Origin of the sequence: Streptomyces sp. NPDC052107 (assembly GCF_040680215.1) — a bacterium.
Taxonomy (GTDB): Bacteria; Actinomycetota; Actinomycetes; order Streptomycetales; family Streptomycetaceae; genus Streptomyces.
In genome coordinates this window covers 57,799-78,893 of the sequence record NZ_JBFAWG010000013.1, presented here as the reverse complement: position 1 = coordinate 78,893, position 21,095 = coordinate 57,799, and the positions used below count along the sequence as shown (strand labels likewise).

Here is a 21,095-nt window from a genome sequence, read left to right as displayed (position 1 = left end):
CATGCGACTCCGTACGACCCTCACGGTGACCGCCGGGGCGTCCGCGCTCGCACTGCTCACCGGCTGCGGCGCCGCCGACATGACCAAGCAGGCCAGCCCGTTCGCGAACGCCCGGGGTTCGAAGACCGTCACCCTGTCCGTGCAGTCCTGGGTGGGCGCGCAGTCCAACGTCGCCGTCGCCCAGTACCTCCTGGAGCACAAGCTGGGCTACCGCGTCGACACCGTCCAGGTCGACGAGGTGCCCGCCTGGGACGCGCTCAGCCAGGGCAGGGTCGACGCCATCCTGGAGGACTGGGGCCACCCGGACCAGGAGAAGCGGTACGTCGAGGACAAGAAGACGATCGCGCGGGGCGGCGGCCTCGGGGTGACCGGTCACATCGGCTGGTTCGTGCCGACGTACCTGGCCAAGCAGCACCCCGACATCACCGACTGGAAGAACCTCAACAAGTACGCCTCCCTCTTCCGCACCGCGGAGAGCGGCGGCAAGGGCCAGCTGATGGACGGCTCCCCGTCGTACGTCACCAACGACAAAGCCCTGGTGAACAACCTGAAGCTGGACTACCAGGTCGTCTTCGCCGGCTCCGAGGCCGCCCAGATCACCCAGATGAAACAGTTCGCCAAGGCGAAGAAGCCCTTCCTGACCTACTGGTACGCCCCCCAGTGGCTGTTCAAGAAGGTCCCCATGACGGAGGTGAAGCTGCCGCCGTACAAGGACGGCTGCGACGCGGACACGACGAAGGTCGCCTGCGCCTACCCGCACACCCCGCTGCAGAAGTACCTCAACGCCGGTTTCGCCAAGTCGGGCGGAGAGGCGGCGGCCTTCCTGAAGAAGTTCCGGTGGACGACCGAGGACCAGAACGAGGTCTCCCTGATGATCGCCGACCAGAAGCTGTCGCCCCAGGACGCGGCCAAGAAGTGGGTGGACAGCCATCCCGACGTGTGGAAAAGGTGGCTGTCCTGAACCCCTTCAGCCCTTGAGGGTGACGGCGATGTCCCGGACCGCCGCGATGGCCCGCCGCTGCAGTCCCGATCCGAACGTGACGCGGTTGGCCCCGAGTTCGCCGAGTGCGGCGGGCGTGGGGCCCTCGCCGTCCAGCCGGGCCAGCGCGTTCAGCGGGCCCTGGATCCCGGCCCGCAGCAGGGGCAGTACGCCTGCGGGGGCGAGGATCGGATAGATGCAGTCCGCGCCCGCCGCGACGTACAACGCGGCCCGCTCGATGGCCCGGTCGGGGTCCTTGTCGCCGTGCACGAAGGTGTCGACGCGGGCGTTGACGAACAGCCGGTCGGCGGCGGCCGAGCGGACCTCGGCGAGGAACTCGGCGTGCTCGTGCCGGTCCTTCAGGACACCGTTTTGCGAGTCCTCGAGGTTGCAGCCGACGGCACCGGCTTCCAGCAGCCGCTCCACGATCTCCTTGGGCGCGAGCCCGTACCCGCTCTCGATGTCCGCCGACACCGGCACGTCCACCGCCCGCGCGATCCGGGCGACCGCGGCGAACATCTCGTCGGCCGGAGTGGCCCCGTCCGCGTACCCGAGCGCGGCGGCCACCCCGGCGCTCGGCGTGGCCAGCGCCGGGAACCCGGCCTCCACCAAGGCCCGCGCACTGGCCGCGTCCCAGGGGCCGGGCAGGACCAGCGGATCACCCTGGGCACGCCGCAGATGCAGCGTGCGGAACACGTCCACCTTGCTCACGACCGGTAGCCTCCCGTTTTTTTCACGACCGGTCCCCCGTCTTGTTCACGGCTGATGACCTCCGGTCCAGTTCTACGGCTGATAACCCCCGGGAGGGACACGGCGACCGACCATCAGCCGGTTCCAGCCGTTGATGACGGTGACCAGGCCGATGAGATGGGCGAGTTCGGCCTCGGCGAAGTGCTTGGCGGCCGTCTCGTACACCTCGGCCGGCACAAAACCCTCGGTCAGCACGGTGACCGCCTCGGTCAGCGCGAGCGCGGCCCGCTCCCGCTCGCTGTAGAGGTCCTCGGTCTCCTCCCAGGCGTTCAGGAGCTGGATCCGGTCCTCCGACTCGCCGTTCTTCCGGGCTGCCCGGAGGTGCATGTCGATGCAGAACGCGCAGTGGTTGATCTGCGAGGCGCGGATCATCACCAGCTCGGCGAGGACCGGATCACCGAGCCCCTGCTTCGCGGCCGCGCCGAGCGCGGACATCGCCCGGCCGACGTTGGGGTCCAGCAGCTGGGTACGGCTCACTTGTGCTGCCCCGGCTGGTAGTGGCCGGGCACCGCGCGGGTGGTGACACCGAACCGGTTCCACGCGTTGATCACCGTGATCGCGGCGATCAGCTGGGCCAGCTCGGCCTCCTCGAAGTGCTTGGCCGCCTTCTCGTACACGTCGTCCGGCACGAAGCCCTCGGTCAGCACGGTGATCGCCTCGGTCAGCTCGATCGCCGCCAGTTCCTTCGCGGTGTAGAAGTGTTTCGACTCCTCCCACGCGCTGAGCTGCACGATCCGCTGGACGCTCTCGCCGGCCGCCAGCGCGTCCTTGGTGTGCATGTCCAGGCACAGGGCGCAGTGGTTGATCTGCGAGGCGCGGATCTTCACCAGCTCATACAGCGTGGGGTCCAGGCCCTGCCTGGCCGCCGCGTCGAGCCGGATCATGGCCTTGTAGACGTCGGGCGCCAGCTGGGCCCAATGCATCCGGGGTGCGTGTTCGGGGACGTACTCAACGGTTTCCTCAGTGCTCATGTCCTCGACCCTAGAAGTCAGGCAGCCCAGGAGTATGGTCCATTTCCATGGAGGAATCCTGGGCCACTCTGGGCGTCGATCTGCACCTCGAACCGGCCGGCTCCGGCGGGCTGCGCCGGGGCCTGACCGACGCCCTGCGCGAGGCCGTCCGCACCGGCCGCCTCGGCCCCGGCACCCGGCTGCCCTCCTCCCGCTCCCTCGCCGCCGACCTCGGCATCGCCCGCAACACCGTCGCCGAGGCCTACGCGGACCTGGTGGCGGAGGGCTGGCTCACCGCCCGGCAGGGCTCGGGCACCCGGGTGGCGGAAGGGGCCGCGGCCGTCCCGCCGTCCGGTACGACCCCGACGGGGATGCCCGGCAGGACGGTGGCCCCGCGCCGCGGGGAGCCGGCCCGTCCGGCGTACAGCCTCGTCCCCGGCATCCCCGACCTCGCCGCCTTCCCTCGCGCCGCATGGCTCAAGGCCGCCCGCCGCGCCCTCACCACCGCCCCGTACCACGCCCTCGGCTACGGCGACCCGCGAGGCCACGCCGAACTGCGCACCGCCCTGGCCGGCTATCTCGCCCGGGTACGCGGTGTCCGCACCCACCCGGAGCGGGTGCTGATCACCTCCGGTTTCGCCCACGCGCTGCGCCTCACCGGCACCCTGCTGCGGGCACGCGGGGTGCGGACGGTGGCGGTCGAGTCGTACGGCCTCGACGTGTACCGGGGCCTGCTCCAGCGGTCCGCACTGGCCACACCGGCCCTTCCGTACGACGAACTAGGCACCGACACAAGGGCGTTGAGCGGAGAGGGCGCGGTCCTGCTGACCCCGGCCCACCAGTTCCCCATGGGCACGCCCCTGCACCCCGACCGGCGGGCCGCCGTGATCGACTGGGCGCGGCGCACCGGCGGCCTGATCCTGGAGGACGACTACGACGGCGAGTTCCGCTACGACCGCCAGCCCGTCGGCGCCCTCCAGGGCCTCGACCCCGACCGCGTGATCTACTTCGGCACCGCCAGCAAGGCCCTCGCCCCCGGACTGCGACTGGGCTGGATGGTGCTGCCACCGTCCCTGGCGGAGGAGGCGGTCTCGGCCAAGGGCGGCACCGACACCGTGGGGGTGCTCGAACAGCTCACCCTCGCCGAGTTCATCACGTCCGGCGCGTACGACCGCCACATCCGCTCCTCCCGCCTGCGCTACCGGCGCCGTCGTGACGCCCTCGCCGCCGCCGTCTCCGCCCGCGCCCCCGAGGTGACGGTCACCGGCGTCGCCGCCGGCCTGCACGCGGTGCTGCGCTTGCCGGCAGGCATGGAACAGTCCGTGATCGAGGCCGCGACCTGGCAGGGCCTGGCCCTGCACGGCCTCGCCTTCCACCGCCATCCGGAGGCTGTCGCCGAGCCGTTGGACGCGCTGGTCGTGGGGTACGCGACACCGCCGGACAGTGCGTGGGCGGGGGCGCTGGAGGCGTTGTGCCGGGTCTTGCCGTAGCAGGTCAGGTGTCCGAGGGAAGCCAGGGACCGAGGTCGTCGCGCCATCCCTCGAAGTGCTCCAGGGCGACGCTCAGATGGGAGTTCTCCGCCCGGTAGAGGGCGCCGATGATCTGGTGCGGATCGACGGTCGGGAGAAGGGACTCGCCCTCCTCTTCCGACGCGGCGACGGCTTCGGTCTCCTGCTCGGTGAGCCGGTCGTACGGGTAGGTCAGGGACGGGCACGACCGTTCCCGGCTGGGGCAGGGAGTGTCGGGCGGCCACACCCAGACCGCGTCGTGCTGCCGTACGAGGACTTCGCCCAGATACCAGGCAACCGCCCGCAGGAACGGGCCTCGCCGGTCGTCGTACTGCTCCTCCCAGGTGGCGTAGCGGTCCAGGACGAGGCGTTCGAGGCGGGGGAGGGAGGCTGGGGAGACGTCCCACCGGCCGCCGGTCCGTTCGGCTAGGGCCATGAAATCGGCGCGGGCGGTGTCCAGCCAGGCGTTCAGATGTGGGTTGTTCCGGTAGGAAGGGGCGTCGATGGGGCGCATGCCCGGCACTCTACGACCGGCGGGTGCGGCAAGTTGTGGTGATCCTGTGTGCGGGGCGAGTTGACGGGGGCGTGTCAACCGGCCCGGTGCGTAGGGTGAGCGCTCCTGCGGCGCCACACATGCAACGGGGGCCCCTGGCGCCGTACGAGAACCCACATCGCGTGGGCTCCCAGTGGAGAAGTCTCGTGACTCAACAGATACTTGCGCCCCATCGGCGGGTGTGGGCGCGCGCCGTACTGGCCTTAACCGCGGCCGGTGTTCTGACCCTGACCGGACTGCCCGGCCTGCCAGGCGATGCCGCGTACGCGGCCAAGGGCAAGCGCTGCGACAGCCTGCCCGATGTCACCGCGACGAAGCCGGGCACGAACAACCTGCCGTGGGACCGCGACATCCACGTCCGCGCCCCGGGCGACTGGGACTCCTACCCCTTCGACGCCCCGCGGCAGACCTTCGACGGCCTGACGCTGCCAGGGGATGCGGAGAACCCGACCGAGGAGCAGATCAAGCAACGCGACGCGTTCCTCGACAAGTTCGACAAGCCCTACACGAAGTACCCGGAGAACAGCGAGGAGCGTGCCTTCGCCCGCTACAAGAAGTACCTCGCCGACAATCAGGGCAAGACGCCGAAGTACTCGACGTTCTCGAAGTGGCTCTCGGACGGCTACATCCTGCCGCACAACAACAACAAGCGCGGCGCCGCGTTCGAGACGAAGGTGATCAACGATCTCGGCCTGGTCGGCGAGGACTGGCTGTGCCAGGAAGAGATCGAGATCAAGGACAAGGACGGCAAGACCGTCATGGTCAAGGACCCCAAGACCGGCCGGATGAAGCCGCTGGTCCGCAAGTTCGATGCCGTCAACTACAAGACGGGCCAGTTCCTGGAGTTCAAGGCGGGCCCGGGACGTGACACCGGGCAGGACTTCGCGAACCAGAAGTTCCTGGAGGACCCCCGCTTCAACAACGGGAAGATCGCCTACGTCAACGGCCAGTCCAAGGACTCCGCCACCACCAAGTACCTCGGCCGCATGGCCGACGCCTACAAGGACGCGAGCGGCCAGTCCCGCGTGCGGGCGTACGAGCACCTGTCCACCGACATCCCCAGGTACAAGTCCGTCAGCTACAAGAACGTGTCGGGCTCGACGCTTCCGGACCCGAACTTCGCCGCGAACGGCGACAACCGGGCCGCCGGCGGAGCCTCCCGCACCATCGGCCGGTCGCCGGCCACCCCGCTCGACATGGAGAAGCAGCTCCAGCGCATCGGGAAGAACGGAGCTTCCAACTTCGGCGTGCGCGGGCCGGGCGGAGTGGACTTCTCCACCCTCGACCTCTCTTACGTCGGCAAGCCCGTCAAGGGCAAGGGCCTGCCCTACGCCTTCTCCGCGAACAGGATCCAGGACGAGAGCAAGGACTACGGCTGGGGAGGCAAGGCCAAGGCCCAGCTGATCTCCGACTCCTTCTTCACCTGGCTCGCACTCACCCCGGACAAGTTCTGGGTCAACCTCAACCCGGACCAGCCCGACACGATCATGGACAGGACGTTCGGCAAGACCGACGCCGGTCGCGTCCTGCTGGAGGCCGACCTCCAGATGAAGCACGACTACGCCAAGGACGTCGACCCTCGCAAGGACCCGGGCAAGAAGTACTGGGACGCCATGCAGGCCGCCGGGCTCGACTGCGGCGACACCATCCGCCTGTGGATCACGCCCAAGACCGCCAAGGTCCGCGCCGACGACGACGGCCTCTACATCCTCGACACGCCGCTGAAGGTCAACGTCGCCCACATCGAGCGCAAGACCCCCGACCCCAACGGCACGTGCACCCTGACCAAGGCCCAGCAGACCACTGCGAACAACCTGCTCAAGCAGTACATCATCCCCGGCGTCGAGGAGAAGGTGAACACCGCCACCCAGTACGCCGACCTGCGCCGCGTCTACAGCGCCCGCGTCGCCGCCGAGTACGTCCGTCAGCAGGACGCGCAGAAGGCCACCGACTACCACTCCGTCATCAACAGCGGCAACGTCACCCGGTGGCCGCTGCGCGCACCCAACGCCAAGTGGACGCCGAAGAAGACCTGGGACGAGTACATGGTCTCCTTCACCAAGGGCGACTACTCCTACCCCTGCCAGTTCGGCGGCCAGCAGAAGATGTGTGTCATGGGCGGCGTCGACTTCGGCAAGGCCCCCCGCCGCAACGTCACCCGCGTCGAGTTCCAGGTCGAGCATCCGCACCTGAAGAAGACGACCGAGATCGCCACTCAGGCCCAGGCGGAAAGCGCCGACAACCCGAAGCTGGCCCTCCTCGGCGGCGGCACCGAGTCCACCGGCACCGGCGGCGGGGACAACCCGACCCCGGCCCCCACGCACACCAGCACGCCCACCCACCAGCCCACCACGCCCCCAACCGGCCGCAGCCCGGCCCCGGGATACTCCACCCCCGCGGGAGGACACACACCGCCCGCCTCCCCGCCCACCGATGACGACAAGGGCGGCGGCCTCGCCAGCACCGGAACCCGGGTGCTCGGCGTCGCCGGGATCGCCGCCGCACTCCTCGCGGCCGGAACCGGCCTGCTCTGGTTCAAGCGCCGCCGTACCACCGGCGAGAGGTAAGGCCCCGAGCCGACCGGCCCGGCACCCGCGAGGCCCCCACCCGGAGGATTTCTCCGGGTGGGGGCCTCGCCCATCTCGCCGCAAGGGCTAACAGGAGGTCATGTCCGGCCCGGTCTTCGGAGAGGAACCTGCCCGAGGGAGGCGACCTCAGCCTTCCTCGGCCACCACCGGCGCCTCCCCGAACCGCGCCAGCGCCATCGCCCCCACCACGGCCACCACGAACCCCAGGACCGCCAGCCAGGTCAGCCCCTCCCGCGTACGGTCTCCCAGCCACACCACCCCCACCGCCGCGGGCCCGATCGTCTCCCCGATCACCATCCCGGCGGTCGCGCTGGTCACCGAGCCCCGCTGAAGAGCCGACGTCAGCAACATGAACGCGGCGCCGCCCCCGATCAGCAGCGCGTAGGTCGCCGGGTTGGTCAACAGATCCAGAGGCGCCAGGCTATCGATCAGCCGGACCGATACCTCCACCACCCCGAACCCGAACCCGGCCCCGAGCCCGAGCGCCAGCGCCCGCCCCGGACCGGACAGCCGCCCGCCCACGAGGGCGAGCAGCAGCATCCCGACCGCCACGGCGAGCATCACGTACCCCAACGCGTCGGAGCCGCTCTCCTTGCCCTCCGGACCGGACGACAGCCCGAGCATCGCCAGCCCGGCACACACCACGGCCACCGCGCTCCACTCCGTGCCGCTCAGCCTCACCCCCAGCAGGCGCGCCGCCACCACCGCGGTCACCGCCAGACTCGACGCCAGGGCCGCGCTGACCGCATAGATCGGCAGGGACCGCAGCGCCGCGATCTGGAACAGGAAACCGAGCCCGTCCAGCGCCAGTCCGGCCAGATACCGCCACTGTCTGAGCGCCCGCAGCAGCAGGGCCGCCTCGCCGCCGGCCCCGTCCGTGCCCGCCGCCCGCGCGGCCACCGCCTGCAACACCGTCGCGGTGCCGAAGCAAACCGCCGCGCCAAGGGCGCACACCATTCCAAAGACCACAAAGGGACTCTAGGAGACGGCCGATCCGGCCACCCCCTGTAGCCTGCGCTCTTACCGTTCTCTAGGCTGACCGCCGGCATCAGGCACATGGAGACGTCCACGGACACGTTTGTGGGCACACTCACGGACACGGGGGATACACCAACATGGCTGACACCCGGCGACGGTTGCGCTCCGGCACGGTCGTCCTCGGCGGCATGGGCCTGCTGGCCGCCGCCCTCACCGCCTGCTCCTCCGACCCGGACAAGCGCTGCGTCGACCGCGACAGCTACAACTACGCCAAGGGCTACAAGGTCGTCTCCGGCAAGAACTGCAAGACCTCCTCCCTCAAGACCTCGGTGAACGGCGGCTGGTACTACGGCGGCAAGAAGAAGGGCTCCTGGGTGAGCGGCGGCTCCTTCACCAAGCCCCACAAGAGCTCCGGCGGCTCCTCCGGCGGAACCGGAGTCCACCGTGGCGGCTTCGGCGGCGGCCACCACAGCTCCGGCGGCTGACCGGCACCGACCATGGAACGCCGTACCACCATCCCCCGCCCCGGCTGGCAGCAGACCGTCGAGGAGCAGGGGCTCGTCTACCCCCTCACCCGCCACGCCGACGGCTCCCTGCGCCCCTACTGGGACGAGAGCGCCTACTACGTCTTCACCCTGGACGAGATCGAGGCGCTGGAGGAGACCGTCGAGGAACTGCACCACATGTGCCTCGCGGCCGCCGAGCACATCGTGGCGAAGGACCGGCTCGCCGGCCTCGGCATCACCGACCCCGGCGTCGCCGCCGCCGTCACCGAGGCCTGGCGTCGCCGCATCGAACTCCCCTCCGTCTACGGCCGGTTCGACCTCCGCTACGACGGCACCGGCCCGGCCAAGCTGCTGGAGTACAACGCCGACACCCCGACCTCACTGGTGGAGGCCGCCTCGCCCCAGTGGTTCTGGATGGAGGACCGCTTCCCCGGCGCCGACCAGTGGAACTCCCTGCACGAACGCCTCGTCGAGGCCTGGCGGACCCAGGCCGCACTCCTGCCTCCCGGCAGCCCGCTGCACTTCGCGCACTCCTCGGCCGACGAGCTCGGGGAGGACCTGATGACGGTCGCCTATCTGAAGGAGACCGCCGAGCAGGCCGGCCTCGACACCGACTGGCTGTCCATGGAGGAGATCGGCTGGGACACCCTCTCCGGCCGCTTCGTCGACAACCAACTCCGTTTCATCCGCAGCATCTTCAAGCTCTACCCCTGGGAGTGGCTCACCACCGACGCCTTCGGCGGGCACGTCCTGGACACCCTCGACAACGGCGGGGGCACCGGCAGCACCCTGTGGATCGAACCCGCCTGGAAGATGCTGCTCAGCAACAAGGCCCTGCTGGCGATCCTCTGGGAGCTGTACCCCGGCCACCCCAACCTCCTTCCCGCCTACCTCGACGGCCCCCATGAGCTGGCCTCCGCACCCGGCTACGTCGCCAAACCCCTGCTCGGCCGCGAGGGCGAGGGCGTCACCGTGCACCAGCCGGGGGCCCCGGCCGTACTCCGCGACGAGCCCTGCTGCTACCAGCAGCTCGCCCCGCTGCCTGCCTTCGACGGCAACCATGTCGTCCTCGGCGCCTGGGTCGTCCAGAACGAGCCGGCCGGCCTCGGCATCCGTGAGTCCTCCGGTCTGATCACCGACGAGTACGCCCGCTTCCTGCCCCATGTGATCCTCTAGCGCGCCTCCTCTCAGCCGCTCAGCACCGCCCGGAACTGCTCCAGCCCCCAGTCCAGGTCCTCCTCGCTGATCACCAACGGCGGAGCGATCCGTACGGTGGCGCTGTGGGTGTCCTTCACCAGCACCCCGCGGTCCATCAGCCGCTCCGAGACCTCCCTCGCCGTGCCGGCCTTCCGCGCGATGTCCACGCCCGCCCACAGCCCACGCCCGCGCACCGCCGTCACCGCGCCCGTGTCCGGCAACGCCCCAAGTGCCCGGTGCATCCGCTCGCCCAGCTCGGCCGCCCGGGCCTGGAACTCGCCCGTGCGCAGCATCGCGATCACCTCCAGCGCCACCGCGCAGGCCAGCGGATTCCCGCCGAACGTCGAGCCGTGCTCGTTCGGCCGGAACACCCCGAGCACCTCCGCGCTCGACACCACCGCCGACACCGGCACGATCCCGCCGCCCAGCGCCTTGCCCAGCACATACATGTCCGGGACCACCCCCTCGTGCTCGCACGCGAAGGTCCGCCCGGTGCGGCCGAGACCCGACTGGACCTCGTCGGCGACGAAGAGCACGTTCCGCTCGCGGGTCAGCTCCCGGACAGCGGGGAGATAGCCGGCGGGCGGCACGATCACCCCGTTCTCGCCCTGGATCGGCTCCAGCAGCACCGCCACGGTGTTCTCCGTCAGCGCCTGACGCATCGCCGTCAGATCGCCGTACGGCACGATCTCGAAGCCAGGCGTGTAGGGCCCGAAGTCCGCCCGGGCCTCCGGGTCGGTGGAGAAGCTGATGATCGTCGTCGTACGCCCGTGGAAGTTGCCGCCCGCGACCACGATCTTCGCCATCTCCCCGGGCACCCCCTTCACCCGGTACCCCCACTTCCGGGCCGTCTTCACCGCGCTCTCCACCGCCTCCGCGCCGGTGTTCACGGGCAGCACCATCTCCATCCCGCACAGCTCGGCCAGCTCCGTGCAGAACGCCGCGAACCGGTCGTGCAGAAAGGCGCGGGACGTCAGCGTCACCCGCTCCAGCTGAGCCTTCGCCGCCTCGATCAGCCGCCGGTTGCCGTGCCCGAAGTTCAGCGCCGAGTAACCGGCCAGCAGATCCAGATACCGCCGCCCTTCCACATCCGTCATCCACGCCCCCTCCGCCGTGGCCACGACGACCGGCAGCGGACGGTAGGTGGGGGCACAGTGCGCCTCGGCGGCGCTGATGAGGTCTTCTGCAGTGGTCATGGCCTCTCCCGGATCCGACGAGAACACTTCGGGAACACGACGGTGACCTCCTTCCTATCGTCGCTCGCATGGTGGACGCGGGACCTGCGCCGTCCGGCTCGCCCGGTAGGCTGATCAGCGGGCCGTGACTGGCGCGCTTGGGATGGGACGGACCATCGGGGAGCGGCCCCAACGGGAAAGTGCCGTGCGCCTGGGCCGAACGTGAACGCTGTACGCACACCGTCCGGAGGTCCTCATGCCAGAGCAGCAGCCCCTCTCCACCGAGTCCACCGCCTTCCGAGCCGCCCTCGATGTCATCCGCGCCGTCGAACCGCGTGTCGCCGACGCGATCGGCCAGGAGGTCGCCGACCAGCGCGAGATGCTCAAGCTGATCGCCTCCGAGAACTACGCCTCCCCGGCCACCCTGCTGGCGATGGGCAACTGGTTCAGCGACAAGTACGCCGAGGGCACCGTCGGCCGTCGCTTCTACGCCGGCTGCCGCAACGTCGACACCGTGGAGGCCCTGGCCGCCGAGCACGCCCGCGAGCTCTTCGGCGCCCGCCACGCCTACGTCCAGCCGCACTCCGGCATCGACGCCAACCTCGTCGCCTTCTGGGCCGTCCTCGCCGACCGGGTCGAAGCCCCCTTCCTGGAGAAGACCGGCGCCCGCCAGGTCAACGACCTCTCCGAGGCCGACTGGGCCGAGCTGCGCCAGGCCTTCGGCAACCAGCGCATGCTCGGCATGTCCCTGGACGCCGGCGGCCACCTCACCCACGGCTTCCGCCCGAACATCTCCGGCAAGATGTTCGACCAGCGCTCCTACGGCACCGACCCGGCCACCGGCCTCATCGACTACGAGGCCCTGCGCGCCCAGGCCCGCGAGTTCAAGCCGCTGATCATCGTCGCCGGCTACTCTGCCTACCCGCGGCTGGTGAACTTCCGGATCATGCGCGAGATCGCCGACGAGGTCGGGGCGACCCTGATGGTGGACATGGCCCACTTCGCGGGCCTCGTCGCCGGCAAGGTCCTCACCGGCGACTTCGACCCGGTCCCGCACGCCCAGATCGTCACCACCACCACCCACAAGTCGCTGCGCGGCCCGCGCGGCGGCATGGTGCTGTGCGACGACTCCCTCAAGGACCAGGTCGACCGCGGCTGCCCGATGGTCCTCGGTGGCCCGCTGCCGCACGTCATGGCCGCCAAGGCCGTCGCCCTCGCCGAGGCGCGGCAGCCCGCCTTCCAGGGCTACGCCCAGCGCATCGTCGACAACTCCCGCGCCCTGGCCGAAGGCCTCATGCGGCGCGGCGCCACCCTGGTGACCGGCGGCACGGACAACCACCTCAACCTGATCGATGTCGCCACCTCCTACGGTCTCACCGGCCGCCAGGCCGAGGCCGCCCTGCTGGATTCCGGCATCGTCACCAACCGCAACGCCATCCCGGCCGACCCCAACGGCGCCTGGTACACCTCCGGCATCCGCATCGGCACCCCCGCCCTGACCACCCGGGGTCTGGGCACCGCCGAGATGGACGAGGTCGCCGGCCTCATCGACCGCGTCCTCACCACCACCGAGCCGGGCACCACCAAGTCGGGTGCCCCCTCCAAGGCGGCCCACGTCCTCGACCCCAAGATCGCGGACGAGATCTCCCACCGGGCGACCGACCTCGTGGCCGGCTTCCCGCTCTACCCCGAGATCGACCTCGGCTGACCGCTCCGGCGGGGGCTCACCCGGCGGGGGCTCACCCGATGAGGCTCACAGATCGATCAGCTCCTGACGAGGCTCCTCTCGCGGCGGCCCGGCACTGCGCCGAGCCGCCGCGCGGCGTATGAGGACACCGCCCGGCCCCAAGACGAGCGCCAGTACCGCCCCGGCCGCCGCACCCGGCCCCGCCCACCACCAGCCACTGCCCACGCCCCCACTCGCCGCCTCGACCCCACTGTGCCCCGGCCGTCCCGCGCCCGGTGTCTGCGCCGCCGGACCTGCCGTGACCACCGAGCCCGCCGTGCTGCCTGCCGCGCCCGGCATGACCGACTGCCACGGCGCCGGGAACAGGCCCGCGTAGCCGGTGTCGGTGGTGCGGGGTCCCATCACGCCCAACTTCTTCAGCAGAGCGCGCAGTTGCGAGGGATGGCCGGCGCGGTGCCAGAAACCGTTCAGGGAATCGGGGACGTCGGCCGCCGTGTGGATCCAGACGTCCCGTGGCCGTGAGTCGATGACGAAGACCCGGTCCACCCGCCAGGGCGCTATGTCGTGCACGAGCCAGGTGATATTGATCTGCCGGGCACTGTCCACGTCCGCCTCCGGCGGCTTCTCCGGTGTGCCCTTGTTCTCCGGGCCGAGCAGACGCTGCAACGTGTCGTACTCCTTGTCGGTGAAATACAGCGCGTGGGTCTCCCCGCTCTCCGGCGAGGCCACCAGCACGCTGGTCGGCCCACCTGCCATCGCCGTCGGTGCTCCCCACAGCAGGAGCGCGAACATCGCCACCAACATCCCGGCCAGCACGGCCAGTTCCCCGCGGCCGCCCCTCATCACCCGAACCATCTGCCACCCCCGGCTGTCCGAACCCCGTGCGGCCCGCCCGCGAGCCGCGTGTCACTTCTGGTACACCGCCCGGGCCGCCGGGGTTCCCACTCCGCGCACGATTTCCAGCGATTGGCGGTTGCGTTCCACCAACTCCCGGAGAACCCCCAGGTCAACGCGGTGCAGAGGCCCAGGCAGGTGGAACATGTCTGCCAATCACCTGGTGCATGAGGGGCGTTCAGTGGGGGTGGCCGACTTCGAGCCCGTCCCGGCCGGCGACCGTGCGATCCGTACCGCCTCCGCCCTCGACAACAGCCCCTCCAGCCGCAGTGTCACCCGGCCGGCGACGGTCCCGTGGGTCCACAGCAGCGTCGGCCCGGCCGTCCGCCCTTGCTCGGTGAAGGTGTGTCCGGCCGCGTCCACCAGCCGCACGCTCAGCCGGTGCGGGCGCGCGAACCACAGGGCGTACTCGACCTGTCCGTCCGCCGACGGCTGTTCGCCCAGCGGCACCCACTGCGGCTGCTCACGCACCGTCTTCACGAACGTGGGATCCAGCTCCGCCCGGAACTCGTCCAGCCGGACCGTGCGCCCGCGCTTCCGCCAGCACAGCCCGAGCACCGCACGCTCCCGCTGCTCCCCGGACGCCGTGACCGCGTCCGGCACCCCCAGCGCGGCCGGCACGAGCGGCTCGAACCCGGCCCGGTCCGCCGCCTGCGCAAGGGACAGCGAAGGCCCGCAGCCCGGCACCCGCGCACCCGGCGACGGCACCGCCGAGGGGTCGTAACGCACCTCGACCCCGCCGAAGTCGAACCAGTCGACGACCGTCGCCCGCACCGGTGGGGTGAGCGCGAGCACGGCCAGCAGACCGCACAGGGCCGCCGTCAGCGACCGCCGGCGCAGCCGCGCCCAGCGCCGCAGCGCCCGCAGCCGGTCGGCCGCACCGGGCGGCTCGGGCACCGGGACCGGCACCCGCTCGGCCAGTATCTGCCCCAGTACCCGCTCGACCATCGTCTCCGCGCCCAGCTCGTCACCGGCCCCACCCCCGGACACCTCCAGGGCCCGGCCCAGCGCCCGCAACTCCTCCGGCAACCGAGCACCGACGCTCCGGCTGCCGCCCCCGTCGCACCGCTCGCCCCGGCCCCGCCGACGCGACCCCCCGAAGCCCGCACCGCCCCGGCCCCCGGCACCCTCGTCCACCTCTCGCTCTCGGCGCTCGAATTCCTGCCGCTCTCGGCCCTGGCCTTCCTCTCGCTCCCGGCCCTCACCGTCCCCCTCGTACCGCTCATCAGGAGAACCTTGTTCACTCACGGTCATCACCCCCTCCCCGGGGCTGGAAATCGGGTAGGAGACGGCTCAGCTTGCGTAGGGCGCGGTTCAGGCGGGACTTGATCGTGCCTCGCGGCCAGCCCAGGGCCTGGGCGGTCTCGGACTCGTCCATCTCCAGGAGATAGCGGTAGGTGACGACCAGACGGTGCTCCTCGCTCAGCTGCTCCAGGGCGGACAGGAGTGCCGCGCGGCGTTCCGTCTCCAGCGTGGCCACCGCCGGGTCCGCCGATTCCGGTATCAGCGGCTCCGCCTCGGCGAAGGCCGCCTCCCGGCCGGCGAGCGTCCGCTGCCGTGCCGCCGTACGCACCGTGTTCCTCGTCTCATTGGCCACGATCGCCAGCAGCCACGGCCTGAACGACGCGCCGTCCCGGAACCGGCCCAGCGAGCAGTACGCCTTGACGAAGGCCTGCTGCACCACGTCCTCCGCGTCCGCCCCCGCGCCGAGCGCGGCGGCCGCCCTGAGCGCGATGCCCGTGTGGGCCCGCACCAGCTCCGCGTACGCCTCCGGCTCTCCGGCGCGCACGCGAGCGATCACCGCGGCCTCATCGACGATGCGGCCCCCCTCCCGCGTTCTCACATCTCTGTTACACCGCGCGAGACGATTCGGTTCCCACCTGTTTCCGACCTGTCGGCGACCCGTTCCGGATCGGCGCCCCGGACCTGAGAGAATGGTGCACATGGCCAACGACCGCCCGCCCGTCGCCCAGCACCACCCTCAAGGGAATGGCTTCGCCATGCCGAGCAGTCTGCGCGTGCTCTCCGGCATCCAGCCCACCGCCGGCTCGTTCCACCTCGGCAACTACCTCGGCGCCGTCCGTCAGTGGGTGGCCCTGCAGGAGTCCCACGACGCGTTCTACATGGTCGTCGACCTGCACGCGATCACGGTCCCGCAGGACCCGAAGGAGCTGCTGGCCAACACCCGGCTCGCCGCCGCGCAGCTGCTGGCCGCCGGCCTGGACCCGGACCGCTGCACCCTCTTCGTCCAGAGCCATGTCCCCGAGCACGCCCAGCTCGCCTGGATCATGAACTGCCTCACCGGCTTCGGTGAGGCCAGCCGCATGACCCAGTTCAAGGACAAGTCCGCCAAGCAGGGCGCCGACCGCGCCTCCGTCGGCCTGTTCACGTACCCGATCCTCCAGGTCGCCGACATCCTGCTGTACCAGGCGAACGAGGTGCCGGTCGGCGAGGACCAGCGCCAGCACATCGAGCTGACCCGCGACCTGGCCGAGCGCTTCAACGGTCGCTTCGGGCAGACGTTCACGATCCCGTCGCCGTACATCCTCAAGGAGACGGCGAAGATCTACGACCTGCAGGACCCGTCGATCAAGATGAGCAAGTCGGCGTCCACGCCGAAGGGCCTCATCAACCTCCTCGACGAGCCGAAGACCACCGCCAAGAAGGTCAAGAGCGCCGTCACCGACACCGACACCGTGATCCGCTACGACGCGGAGAACAAGCCGGGCGTGTCGAACCTCCTCACCATCTACTCCACGCTCACCGGCAAGTCGATCGCCGAGCTGGAGCGGGAGTACGAGGGCAAGATGTACGGCGCCCTCAAGACCGATCTCGCCGAGGTCATGGTCGAGTTCGTGACGCCGTTCCGGGAGCGCACGCAGCAGTACCTCGACGACTCCGAGACGCTCGACTCGATCCTGGCCAAGGGTGCGGAGAAGGCGCGCGCGGTCGCCGCGGAGACGCTCGCGCAGGCCTACGAGCGGGTGGGTTTCCTGCCGGCGAAGCACTGACACGCGTCGGCGGAGCACTGAGAAGCACGGACCGGCGCTGCGGCGCACGACCGTACACACGTCCGAGTGGGCAGAGCGCTGCACATCACTTCTGCTGCGCCTGCCCACAGGACATCCATAGCCGTACAGTCGATAGCCGACGGCCCGAACGTGACGAAACGGGACGGCCGAGAAAACGACAGACGCGACGACAGGAGACGACGTGGGGACCGTAACGATCGGCGTGTCGATCGCGGTCCCGGAGCCTCTCGGCAGCCTGCTCCAGGAGCGGCGCGCGGGCTTCGGCGACGCCGCGGCTCACGGCATCCCCACGCACGTCACCCTGCTGCCGCCGACCGAGATCGACGAGAGCGAGCTGCCGGCGGTCGAGGCGCACCTCACCGAGGTGGCCGCGGGCGGGAGGCCGTTCCCGATGCGGCTGTCCGGCACGGGCACGTTCCGTCCGCTGTCCCCGGTGGTCTACGTCCGTGTCGTCCAGGGCGCCGAGGACTGCAACCTGCTGCAGCAGCGGGTGCGGGACGCCTCGGGGCCGGTGGCCCGCGAGTTGCAGTTCCCGTACCACCCGCATGTCACCGTCGCGCACGGCATCGACGAGGCGGCGATGGACCGCGCCTTCGAGGAACTGGCCGGTTTCGACGCGCAGTGGCCCTGTACGGGGTTCGCGCTCTATGAGCAGGGCGCGGACGGAGTGTGGCGCAAGTTGCGGGAGTACACGTTCGGGGGATCCGTGGTGCCGTCGCAGGCCGGTGCGCTCCGTGGGGTGGGCCGTAGCGCGGTGTCGTAGCGGTGAGGTCTGTCGTCCGGCGGCCGCGGCCGCATCGTGGTCGCTAAAGAGGCAGCCGTCGGAACAGTGCCCTCGGCGTGTGCCGCAGCGCCGACATCACCAGCCGTAGCGCGCCCGGCACCCACACCACCTCCGAGCGTCTGCGCAACCCCAGTTCGATCGCCGTCGCCACCGCCTCCTGGGTCGTCGAAAGCGGTCCCTCGCCTCGGACGTAACCGGGCCGTACGACCATGACGTGCACGCCCGTGCCGTGCAGCGCGTCGCCGAGGCCCTGGGCGAAGGTGTCGAGGCCGGCCTTGCTGGAGCCGTAGATGAAGTCGGTGCGGCGGGCCCGCTCGCCGGCGACGGAGGACAGGATCACGAGGGAGCCGTGTCCCTGGGTCTGCAGGGCGCGGCCGGCGACCAGGCCGGCGGAGACGGCTCCGGTGTAGTTGGTCTGGGCTACCTGGACGGCGCGTACCGGCTCCCGTTCGTCGTGGGCCTGGTCGCCGAGGATGCCGAAGGCGAGCAGCACCAGGTCGATGTCGTCCTCGGCGAAGACCTTGCCGAGGACGGTCTCGTGGGACGCGGGGTCGAGGGCGTCGAAGGCGACGGTGCGGACGTCCGCGCCGAGTGCGCGCAGGCTCTCGGCGGCCTGTTCCAGGGCCGGTGAGGGACGGCCGGCCAGCCACACCGTGCGGGTGCGGCGGGCGATCAGCCGGCGCGCCGTGGCCAGCGCGATCTCGGACGTGCCACCGAGGACGAGCAGGGACCGGGGGAGACCGAAGGCGTCCTTCACGTCAGCTCCTGTGGATCCAGAGGGAGATCTAGAGGTCGGGTCGGCAGGAGAGATCGGAGACGACCCCTCCGCCCGGGCGCCGCCACGCACGCGTACCCGCGCTGAGGGCGTTGCGCGGGGTGTGCGTGACGTACGCCGTTTTCACTGGAAGCAGCTCCTGGTTCGGCCGCGGGCGGAGGACGGAAACCGTGTCTCCAGGCATGTCGGTGACCGTATCGTCCCTATATGAGGGATTAGTTACTGAACATTCGCCCGCTCCACACAATGGGTGATTAGTGGGATGTCTTACGAGCGCGCAGTCACGGGCAGGAGTGGATCATGGACTGGCTGAAGAGACTCCCCGGCATCGGACCGCTCGTGGTGCGGCTGATGCAGACGCACGCGTGGCACTGCTACGAACGGCTGGACCGGGTGAAGTGGACGCGGCTGGCCGCCGCCATGACGTTCATCAGCTTCGTGGCGCTGTTCCCGCTGCTCACCCTGGTCGCGGCGGTCAGCGCCGCCACGCTCAGCCCGGCCCGGCAGAAGACCGTCGAGCACAAGATCGCCGAGCAGTTTCCCGGCGTCCTCTCCAGCCGGCTGGATCTCACCTCGCTCGTCCACAACGCCGGCACCGTCGGTGTCATCGCGGGCGCCGTGCTGCTGTTCATCGGCATCGGATGGGTCGGCCAGACGCGGGACTGTCTGCGCGCGGTGTGGGAGCTGCCGGACCAGGAGCAGAATCCGGTGGTGGCCAAGGCCAAGGACGCCGGCATCCTTCTCGGCCTCGGCGGGGCCCTGCTGATCACGCTCGCCGCGTCCACGCTCGCCTCGGCCGCCGTCGGAGTCGTGTCGCGCAACCTCGGCCTGGCCGAGCACGGTTGGGGCAGTGCGCTGCTGCGGATCGCCGCGTTCGTCGTCGCCGTGCTCGCCGCCTTCCTCGTCCTGCTCTACGTCCTGACCCTGCTGCCCGGTGTCGAGCCGCCGCGCCGTCGCCTGGTGGTGGCGGCACTGCTCGGCGCGGTCGGCTTCGAACTGCTGAAACTGCTGCTCAGCAGCTATATCCAGGGAGTCGCCGCGAAGAGCATGTACGGCGCGTTCGGCGTCCCGGTCGCGCTGCTGCTGTGGATCAACTTCACTGCGAAACTCGTGCTGTTCTGCGCCTCCTGGACGGCGACGAACAGTTCGGAGGCCGAAGCCGCCGAGGTCACGGACGCGACCGACGGCGCATCAGGTCCGGCAGCGGCCACCGGCGATTGATCAGGAACGCGGCGCCCGCGAGTACCACCAGTGCGCCGCCCGCGATGGCCGCGGCGGTGCCGATGCCGGAGCCGGAGTCGGCGGTGGCACCGGCCACCGGCTTCACGCCGGATCCGGCCTTCCCCGCGGAGGCGCTGGGTTCCGGGCTCGGCAGCGCACTCTTCGGCGGCACCAGCTCACCCACCGGCTTGACCTTGCCGGCCGCCTGGAAGCCCCAGTCGAACAGCTTGGCCGTCTCCTTGTAGACCTCGTTGTGCTCGGGCTTCTCCGGATGCATCACCGTGACGAGCAGCACCCGGCCCTTGCGCTCGGCGACTCCGGTGAAGGTGGCACCCGCGTTGGTGGTGTTGCCGTTCTTCACACCCGCGATGCCCTGGTAGACGGGCACGTCGGTGTCACCGCTCAGCAGCCGGTTGGTGTTGCGGATCTCGCCCGACTCGAACTTGGCGCTGACGGTCGAGCAGTACTCGCGGAAGTCCTTCTTCTGCAGTCCGGACCGGGCGAACAGCGCGAGGTCGTACGCCGACGACAGCTGGCCGGGCTCGTCGTAGCCGTCGGGCGAGACCACGTGCGTGTCCTGGGCCTGCAGTTCGTCGGCGTGGTCCTGCATGTCCTTGACGGTCTGCGGGACGCCCTCGTTCATCGCGGACAGCACGTGCACGGCGTCGTTGCCCGAGCGCAGGAAGACCCCGAGCCACAGGTCGTGGACCGAGTAGGTGTGTCCCTCCTTTATCCCGACGACGCTGGAGCCGATGCCCATGCCCGCGAGGTCGGACGGCACCACCTTGTGCTTCTCCTCCTTCGGGAAGCGGGGCAGCAGGGTGTCCGCGAACAGCATCTTCAGCGTGCTCGCCGGGGGCAGCCGCCAGTGTGCGTTGTGCGCGGCGAGCACCTCGCCGGACTCGGCGTCGGTGACGATCCAGGAGCGCGCGGTGAGGTCCTTCGGCAGGACCGGGACACCCGGCGCGAGATTGACCTGAGTGCCGGGCTGCCCCAGCCGGGCGCCGCCCACGGCCGACATGCGGGCCGGGGGCGTGGCCGTCGGGCTCGCCGACGGGCCGGGGGCGGCGAGCGCGGCGGGGGCGGTGACGGACAGGGACAACAGGGTGGCGGAGGTGACCAGCAGCGATCGCCCGCCGATCTTCTTCGGTGCAGACACGGTCTTGAACGTACCTTTTGTCGGCTGTGAAATCCCATGACCCACCTCACCCCGGACACGGAACCGGTCGGCGAACGGCAATACTGGTCGCATGAAGCTCAGCCGCCCGGTCTCCTGGTTCCTGCTCGCCTTCGGGGTGTGGTCCTGGGTCATCTGGGTCACTTTCGTCAAGAACCTGGTCAAGGACAGCAGCGGGCTCGCCTTCGACGACGGTCACCCGACCGCGTACTTCTGGGTGCACCTGCTGCTGGCGGTCGTTTCCTTCGTATTGGGGACGGTCATCGGGGTCATCGGGTTGCGCGGACTGCGCGCACTGCGCCGCGCGTCATAGCGGCCCGCACCCTAGCGGTCAGCACGCC

General features: G+C 70.4%; 21 protein-coding genes and 1 riboswitch. Of the genes, 10 read left to right on the top strand and 11 right to left on the bottom strand.

Annotated features, from left to right (window positions below):
- Window position 1: 1 nt before the first annotated feature.
- Window positions 2-961 (top strand): ABC transporter substrate-binding protein, encoded by a 960-nt coding sequence (locus AB0M27_RS17225; protein ID WP_365722482.1) that lies wholly within the window; start codon window positions 2-4, stop codon window positions 959-961.
- A gap of 6 nt (window positions 962-967) precedes the next feature.
- Here the strand turns inward: AB0M27_RS17225 and AB0M27_RS17220 are convergent, their stop codons facing one another.
- The 3 genes from AB0M27_RS17220 to AB0M27_RS17210 all read right to left on the bottom strand — a co-directional run bounded on the left by AB0M27_RS17220 (window position 968) and on the right by AB0M27_RS17210 (window position 2,700).
- The gene (locus tag AB0M27_RS17220; RefSeq protein ID WP_365722480.1) at window positions 968-1,690 is read right to left on the bottom strand and encodes an isocitrate lyase/phosphoenolpyruvate mutase family protein; all 723 of its coding nucleotides are present in this window, start codon (window positions 1,688-1,690) and stop codon (window positions 968-970) included.
- Window positions 1,691-1,762: 72 nt separating this feature from the next.
- On the bottom strand, window positions 1,763-2,206 hold the full coding sequence (locus tag AB0M27_RS17215; RefSeq protein ID WP_365722478.1) for a carboxymuconolactone decarboxylase family protein: 444 nt from the start codon (window positions 2,204-2,206) through the stop codon (window positions 1,763-1,765).
- Window positions 2,203-2,700 carry a carboxymuconolactone decarboxylase family protein gene (locus AB0M27_RS17210; protein ID WP_365722476.1) on the bottom strand — a complete coding sequence of 166 codons (498 nt, stop codon included), beginning with the start codon at window positions 2,698-2,700 and terminating at the stop codon, window positions 2,203-2,205. The genes AB0M27_RS17215 and AB0M27_RS17210 overlap by 4 nt, the downstream gene beginning before the upstream one ends.
- A gap of 47 nt (window positions 2,701-2,747) precedes the next feature.
- On the opposite strand from AB0M27_RS17210, the gene AB0M27_RS17205 reads away from it, so the two are divergent.
- Window positions 2,748-4,169: a PLP-dependent aminotransferase family protein gene (locus AB0M27_RS17205; RefSeq protein WP_365722474.1), complete on the top strand. Its 1,422-nt coding sequence runs from the start codon at window positions 2,748-2,750 to the stop codon at window positions 4,167-4,169.
- A 4-nt stretch (window positions 4,170-4,173) separates the two neighbouring features.
- On the opposite strand, the gene AB0M27_RS17200 is transcribed toward AB0M27_RS17205, so the two are convergent.
- The gene (locus tag AB0M27_RS17200; RefSeq protein ID WP_365722472.1) at window positions 4,174-4,701 is read right to left on the bottom strand and encodes a hypothetical protein; all 528 of its coding nucleotides are present in this window, start codon (window positions 4,699-4,701) and stop codon (window positions 4,174-4,176) included.
- Between the two features lie 185 nt (window positions 4,702-4,886).
- Here AB0M27_RS17200 and AB0M27_RS17195 point away from each other — a divergent pair, with 185 nt between their 5' ends.
- Window positions 4,887-7,307, top strand: coding sequence for a hypothetical protein (locus tag AB0M27_RS17195; RefSeq protein ID WP_365722470.1), 2,421 nt, complete (start codon window positions 4,887-4,889; stop codon window positions 7,305-7,307).
- 147 nt (window positions 7,308-7,454) lie between these two features.
- On the opposite strand, the gene AB0M27_RS17190 is transcribed toward AB0M27_RS17195, so the two are convergent.
- Window positions 7,455-8,285 (bottom strand): DMT family transporter, encoded by an 831-nt coding sequence (locus tag AB0M27_RS17190; protein ID WP_365722706.1) that lies wholly within the window; start codon window positions 8,283-8,285, stop codon window positions 7,455-7,457.
- 158 nt (window positions 8,286-8,443) lie between these two features.
- Between AB0M27_RS17190 and AB0M27_RS17185 the strand changes: the two genes are divergently transcribed.
- Both AB0M27_RS17185 and AB0M27_RS17180 read left to right on the top strand, forming a co-directional pair.
- Entirely contained in the window at window positions 8,444-8,791 is a 348-nt protein-coding gene (locus AB0M27_RS17185) for a hypothetical protein (protein WP_365722468.1), read from the top strand.
- Window positions 8,792-8,803: 12 nt separating this feature from the next.
- Entirely contained in the window at window positions 8,804-9,988 is a 1,185-nt protein-coding gene (locus AB0M27_RS17180; RefSeq protein ID WP_365722466.1) for a glutathionylspermidine synthase family protein, read from the top strand.
- Between the two features lie 11 nt (window positions 9,989-9,999).
- Here AB0M27_RS17180 and rocD read toward each other — a convergent pair whose 3' ends face one another.
- Window positions 10,000-11,205, bottom strand: coding sequence for an ornithine--oxo-acid transaminase (gene rocD, locus AB0M27_RS17175; RefSeq protein ID WP_365722464.1), 1,206 nt, complete (start codon window positions 11,203-11,205; stop codon window positions 10,000-10,002).
- Window positions 11,206-11,319: 114 nt separating this feature from the next.
- Window positions 11,320-11,408, top strand: a riboswitch (ZMP/ZTP riboswitch).
- 32 nt (window positions 11,409-11,440) lie between these two features.
- Here rocD and AB0M27_RS17170 point away from each other — a divergent pair.
- A complete protein-coding gene (locus AB0M27_RS17170) occupies window positions 11,441-12,892 on the top strand; it encodes a glycine hydroxymethyltransferase (protein ID WP_365722462.1) in 1,452 nt (483 codons plus the stop codon).
- Between the two features lie 45 nt (window positions 12,893-12,937).
- On the opposite strand, the gene AB0M27_RS17165 is transcribed toward AB0M27_RS17170, so the two are convergent.
- The 3 genes from AB0M27_RS17165 to AB0M27_RS17155 form a co-directional block, all read right to left on the bottom strand.
- Entirely contained in the window at window positions 12,938-13,714 is a 777-nt protein-coding gene (locus AB0M27_RS17165) for a hypothetical protein (RefSeq protein ID WP_365722460.1), read from the bottom strand.
- Window positions 13,715-13,921: 207 nt separating this feature from the next.
- On the bottom strand, window positions 13,922-14,794 hold the full coding sequence (locus AB0M27_RS17160) for a hypothetical protein (protein ID WP_365722704.1): 873 nt from the start codon (window positions 14,792-14,794) through the stop codon (window positions 13,922-13,924).
- 211 nt (window positions 14,795-15,005) lie between these two features.
- Complete coding sequence (locus AB0M27_RS17155) at window positions 15,006-15,566, bottom strand: RNA polymerase sigma factor (RefSeq protein ID WP_365722458.1); 561 nt, start codon at window positions 15,564-15,566, stop codon at window positions 15,006-15,008.
- A 199-nt stretch (window positions 15,567-15,765) separates the two neighbouring features.
- Here AB0M27_RS17155 and trpS point away from each other — a divergent pair, with 199 nt between their 5' ends.
- Together trpS and AB0M27_RS17145 are read left to right on the top strand one after the other, a co-directional pair.
- A complete protein-coding gene (gene trpS / locus AB0M27_RS17150) occupies window positions 15,766-16,776 on the top strand; it encodes a tryptophan--tRNA ligase (protein WP_365722702.1) in 1,011 nt (336 codons plus the stop codon).
- 202 nt (window positions 16,777-16,978) lie between these two features.
- Window positions 16,979-17,560 (top strand): 2'-5' RNA ligase family protein, encoded by a 582-nt coding sequence (locus tag AB0M27_RS17145; protein WP_365722456.1) that lies wholly within the window; start codon window positions 16,979-16,981, stop codon window positions 17,558-17,560.
- Between the two features lie 43 nt (window positions 17,561-17,603).
- Here the strand turns inward: AB0M27_RS17145 and AB0M27_RS17140 are convergent, their stop codons facing one another.
- Window positions 17,604-18,338 carry a decaprenylphospho-beta-D-erythro-pentofuranosid-2-ulose 2-reductase gene (locus AB0M27_RS17140; protein ID WP_365722454.1) on the bottom strand — a complete coding sequence of 245 codons (735 nt, stop codon included), beginning with the start codon at window positions 18,336-18,338 and terminating at the stop codon, window positions 17,604-17,606.
- Between the two features lie 318 nt (window positions 18,339-18,656).
- Here AB0M27_RS17140 and AB0M27_RS17135 point away from each other — a divergent pair, with 318 nt between their 5' ends.
- On the top strand, window positions 18,657-19,577 hold the full coding sequence (locus AB0M27_RS17135) for a YihY/virulence factor BrkB family protein (protein ID WP_365722452.1): 921 nt from the start codon (window positions 18,657-18,659) through the stop codon (window positions 19,575-19,577).
- Here the strand turns inward: AB0M27_RS17135 and AB0M27_RS17130 are convergent.
- A complete protein-coding gene (locus tag AB0M27_RS17130; protein ID WP_365722450.1) occupies window positions 19,525-20,736 on the bottom strand; it encodes a D-alanyl-D-alanine carboxypeptidase in 1,212 nt (403 codons plus the stop codon). The two genes, AB0M27_RS17135 and AB0M27_RS17130, sit on opposite strands and share 53 nt — an antisense overlap.
- 91 nt (window positions 20,737-20,827) lie before the next feature.
- Here AB0M27_RS17130 and AB0M27_RS17125 point away from each other — a divergent pair, with 91 nt between their 5' ends.
- Window positions 20,828-21,067 (top strand): hypothetical protein, encoded by a 240-nt coding sequence (locus tag AB0M27_RS17125; protein ID WP_365722448.1) that lies wholly within the window; start codon window positions 20,828-20,830, stop codon window positions 21,065-21,067.
- The last annotated feature ends 28 nt before the right edge of the window (window positions 21,068-21,095 follow it).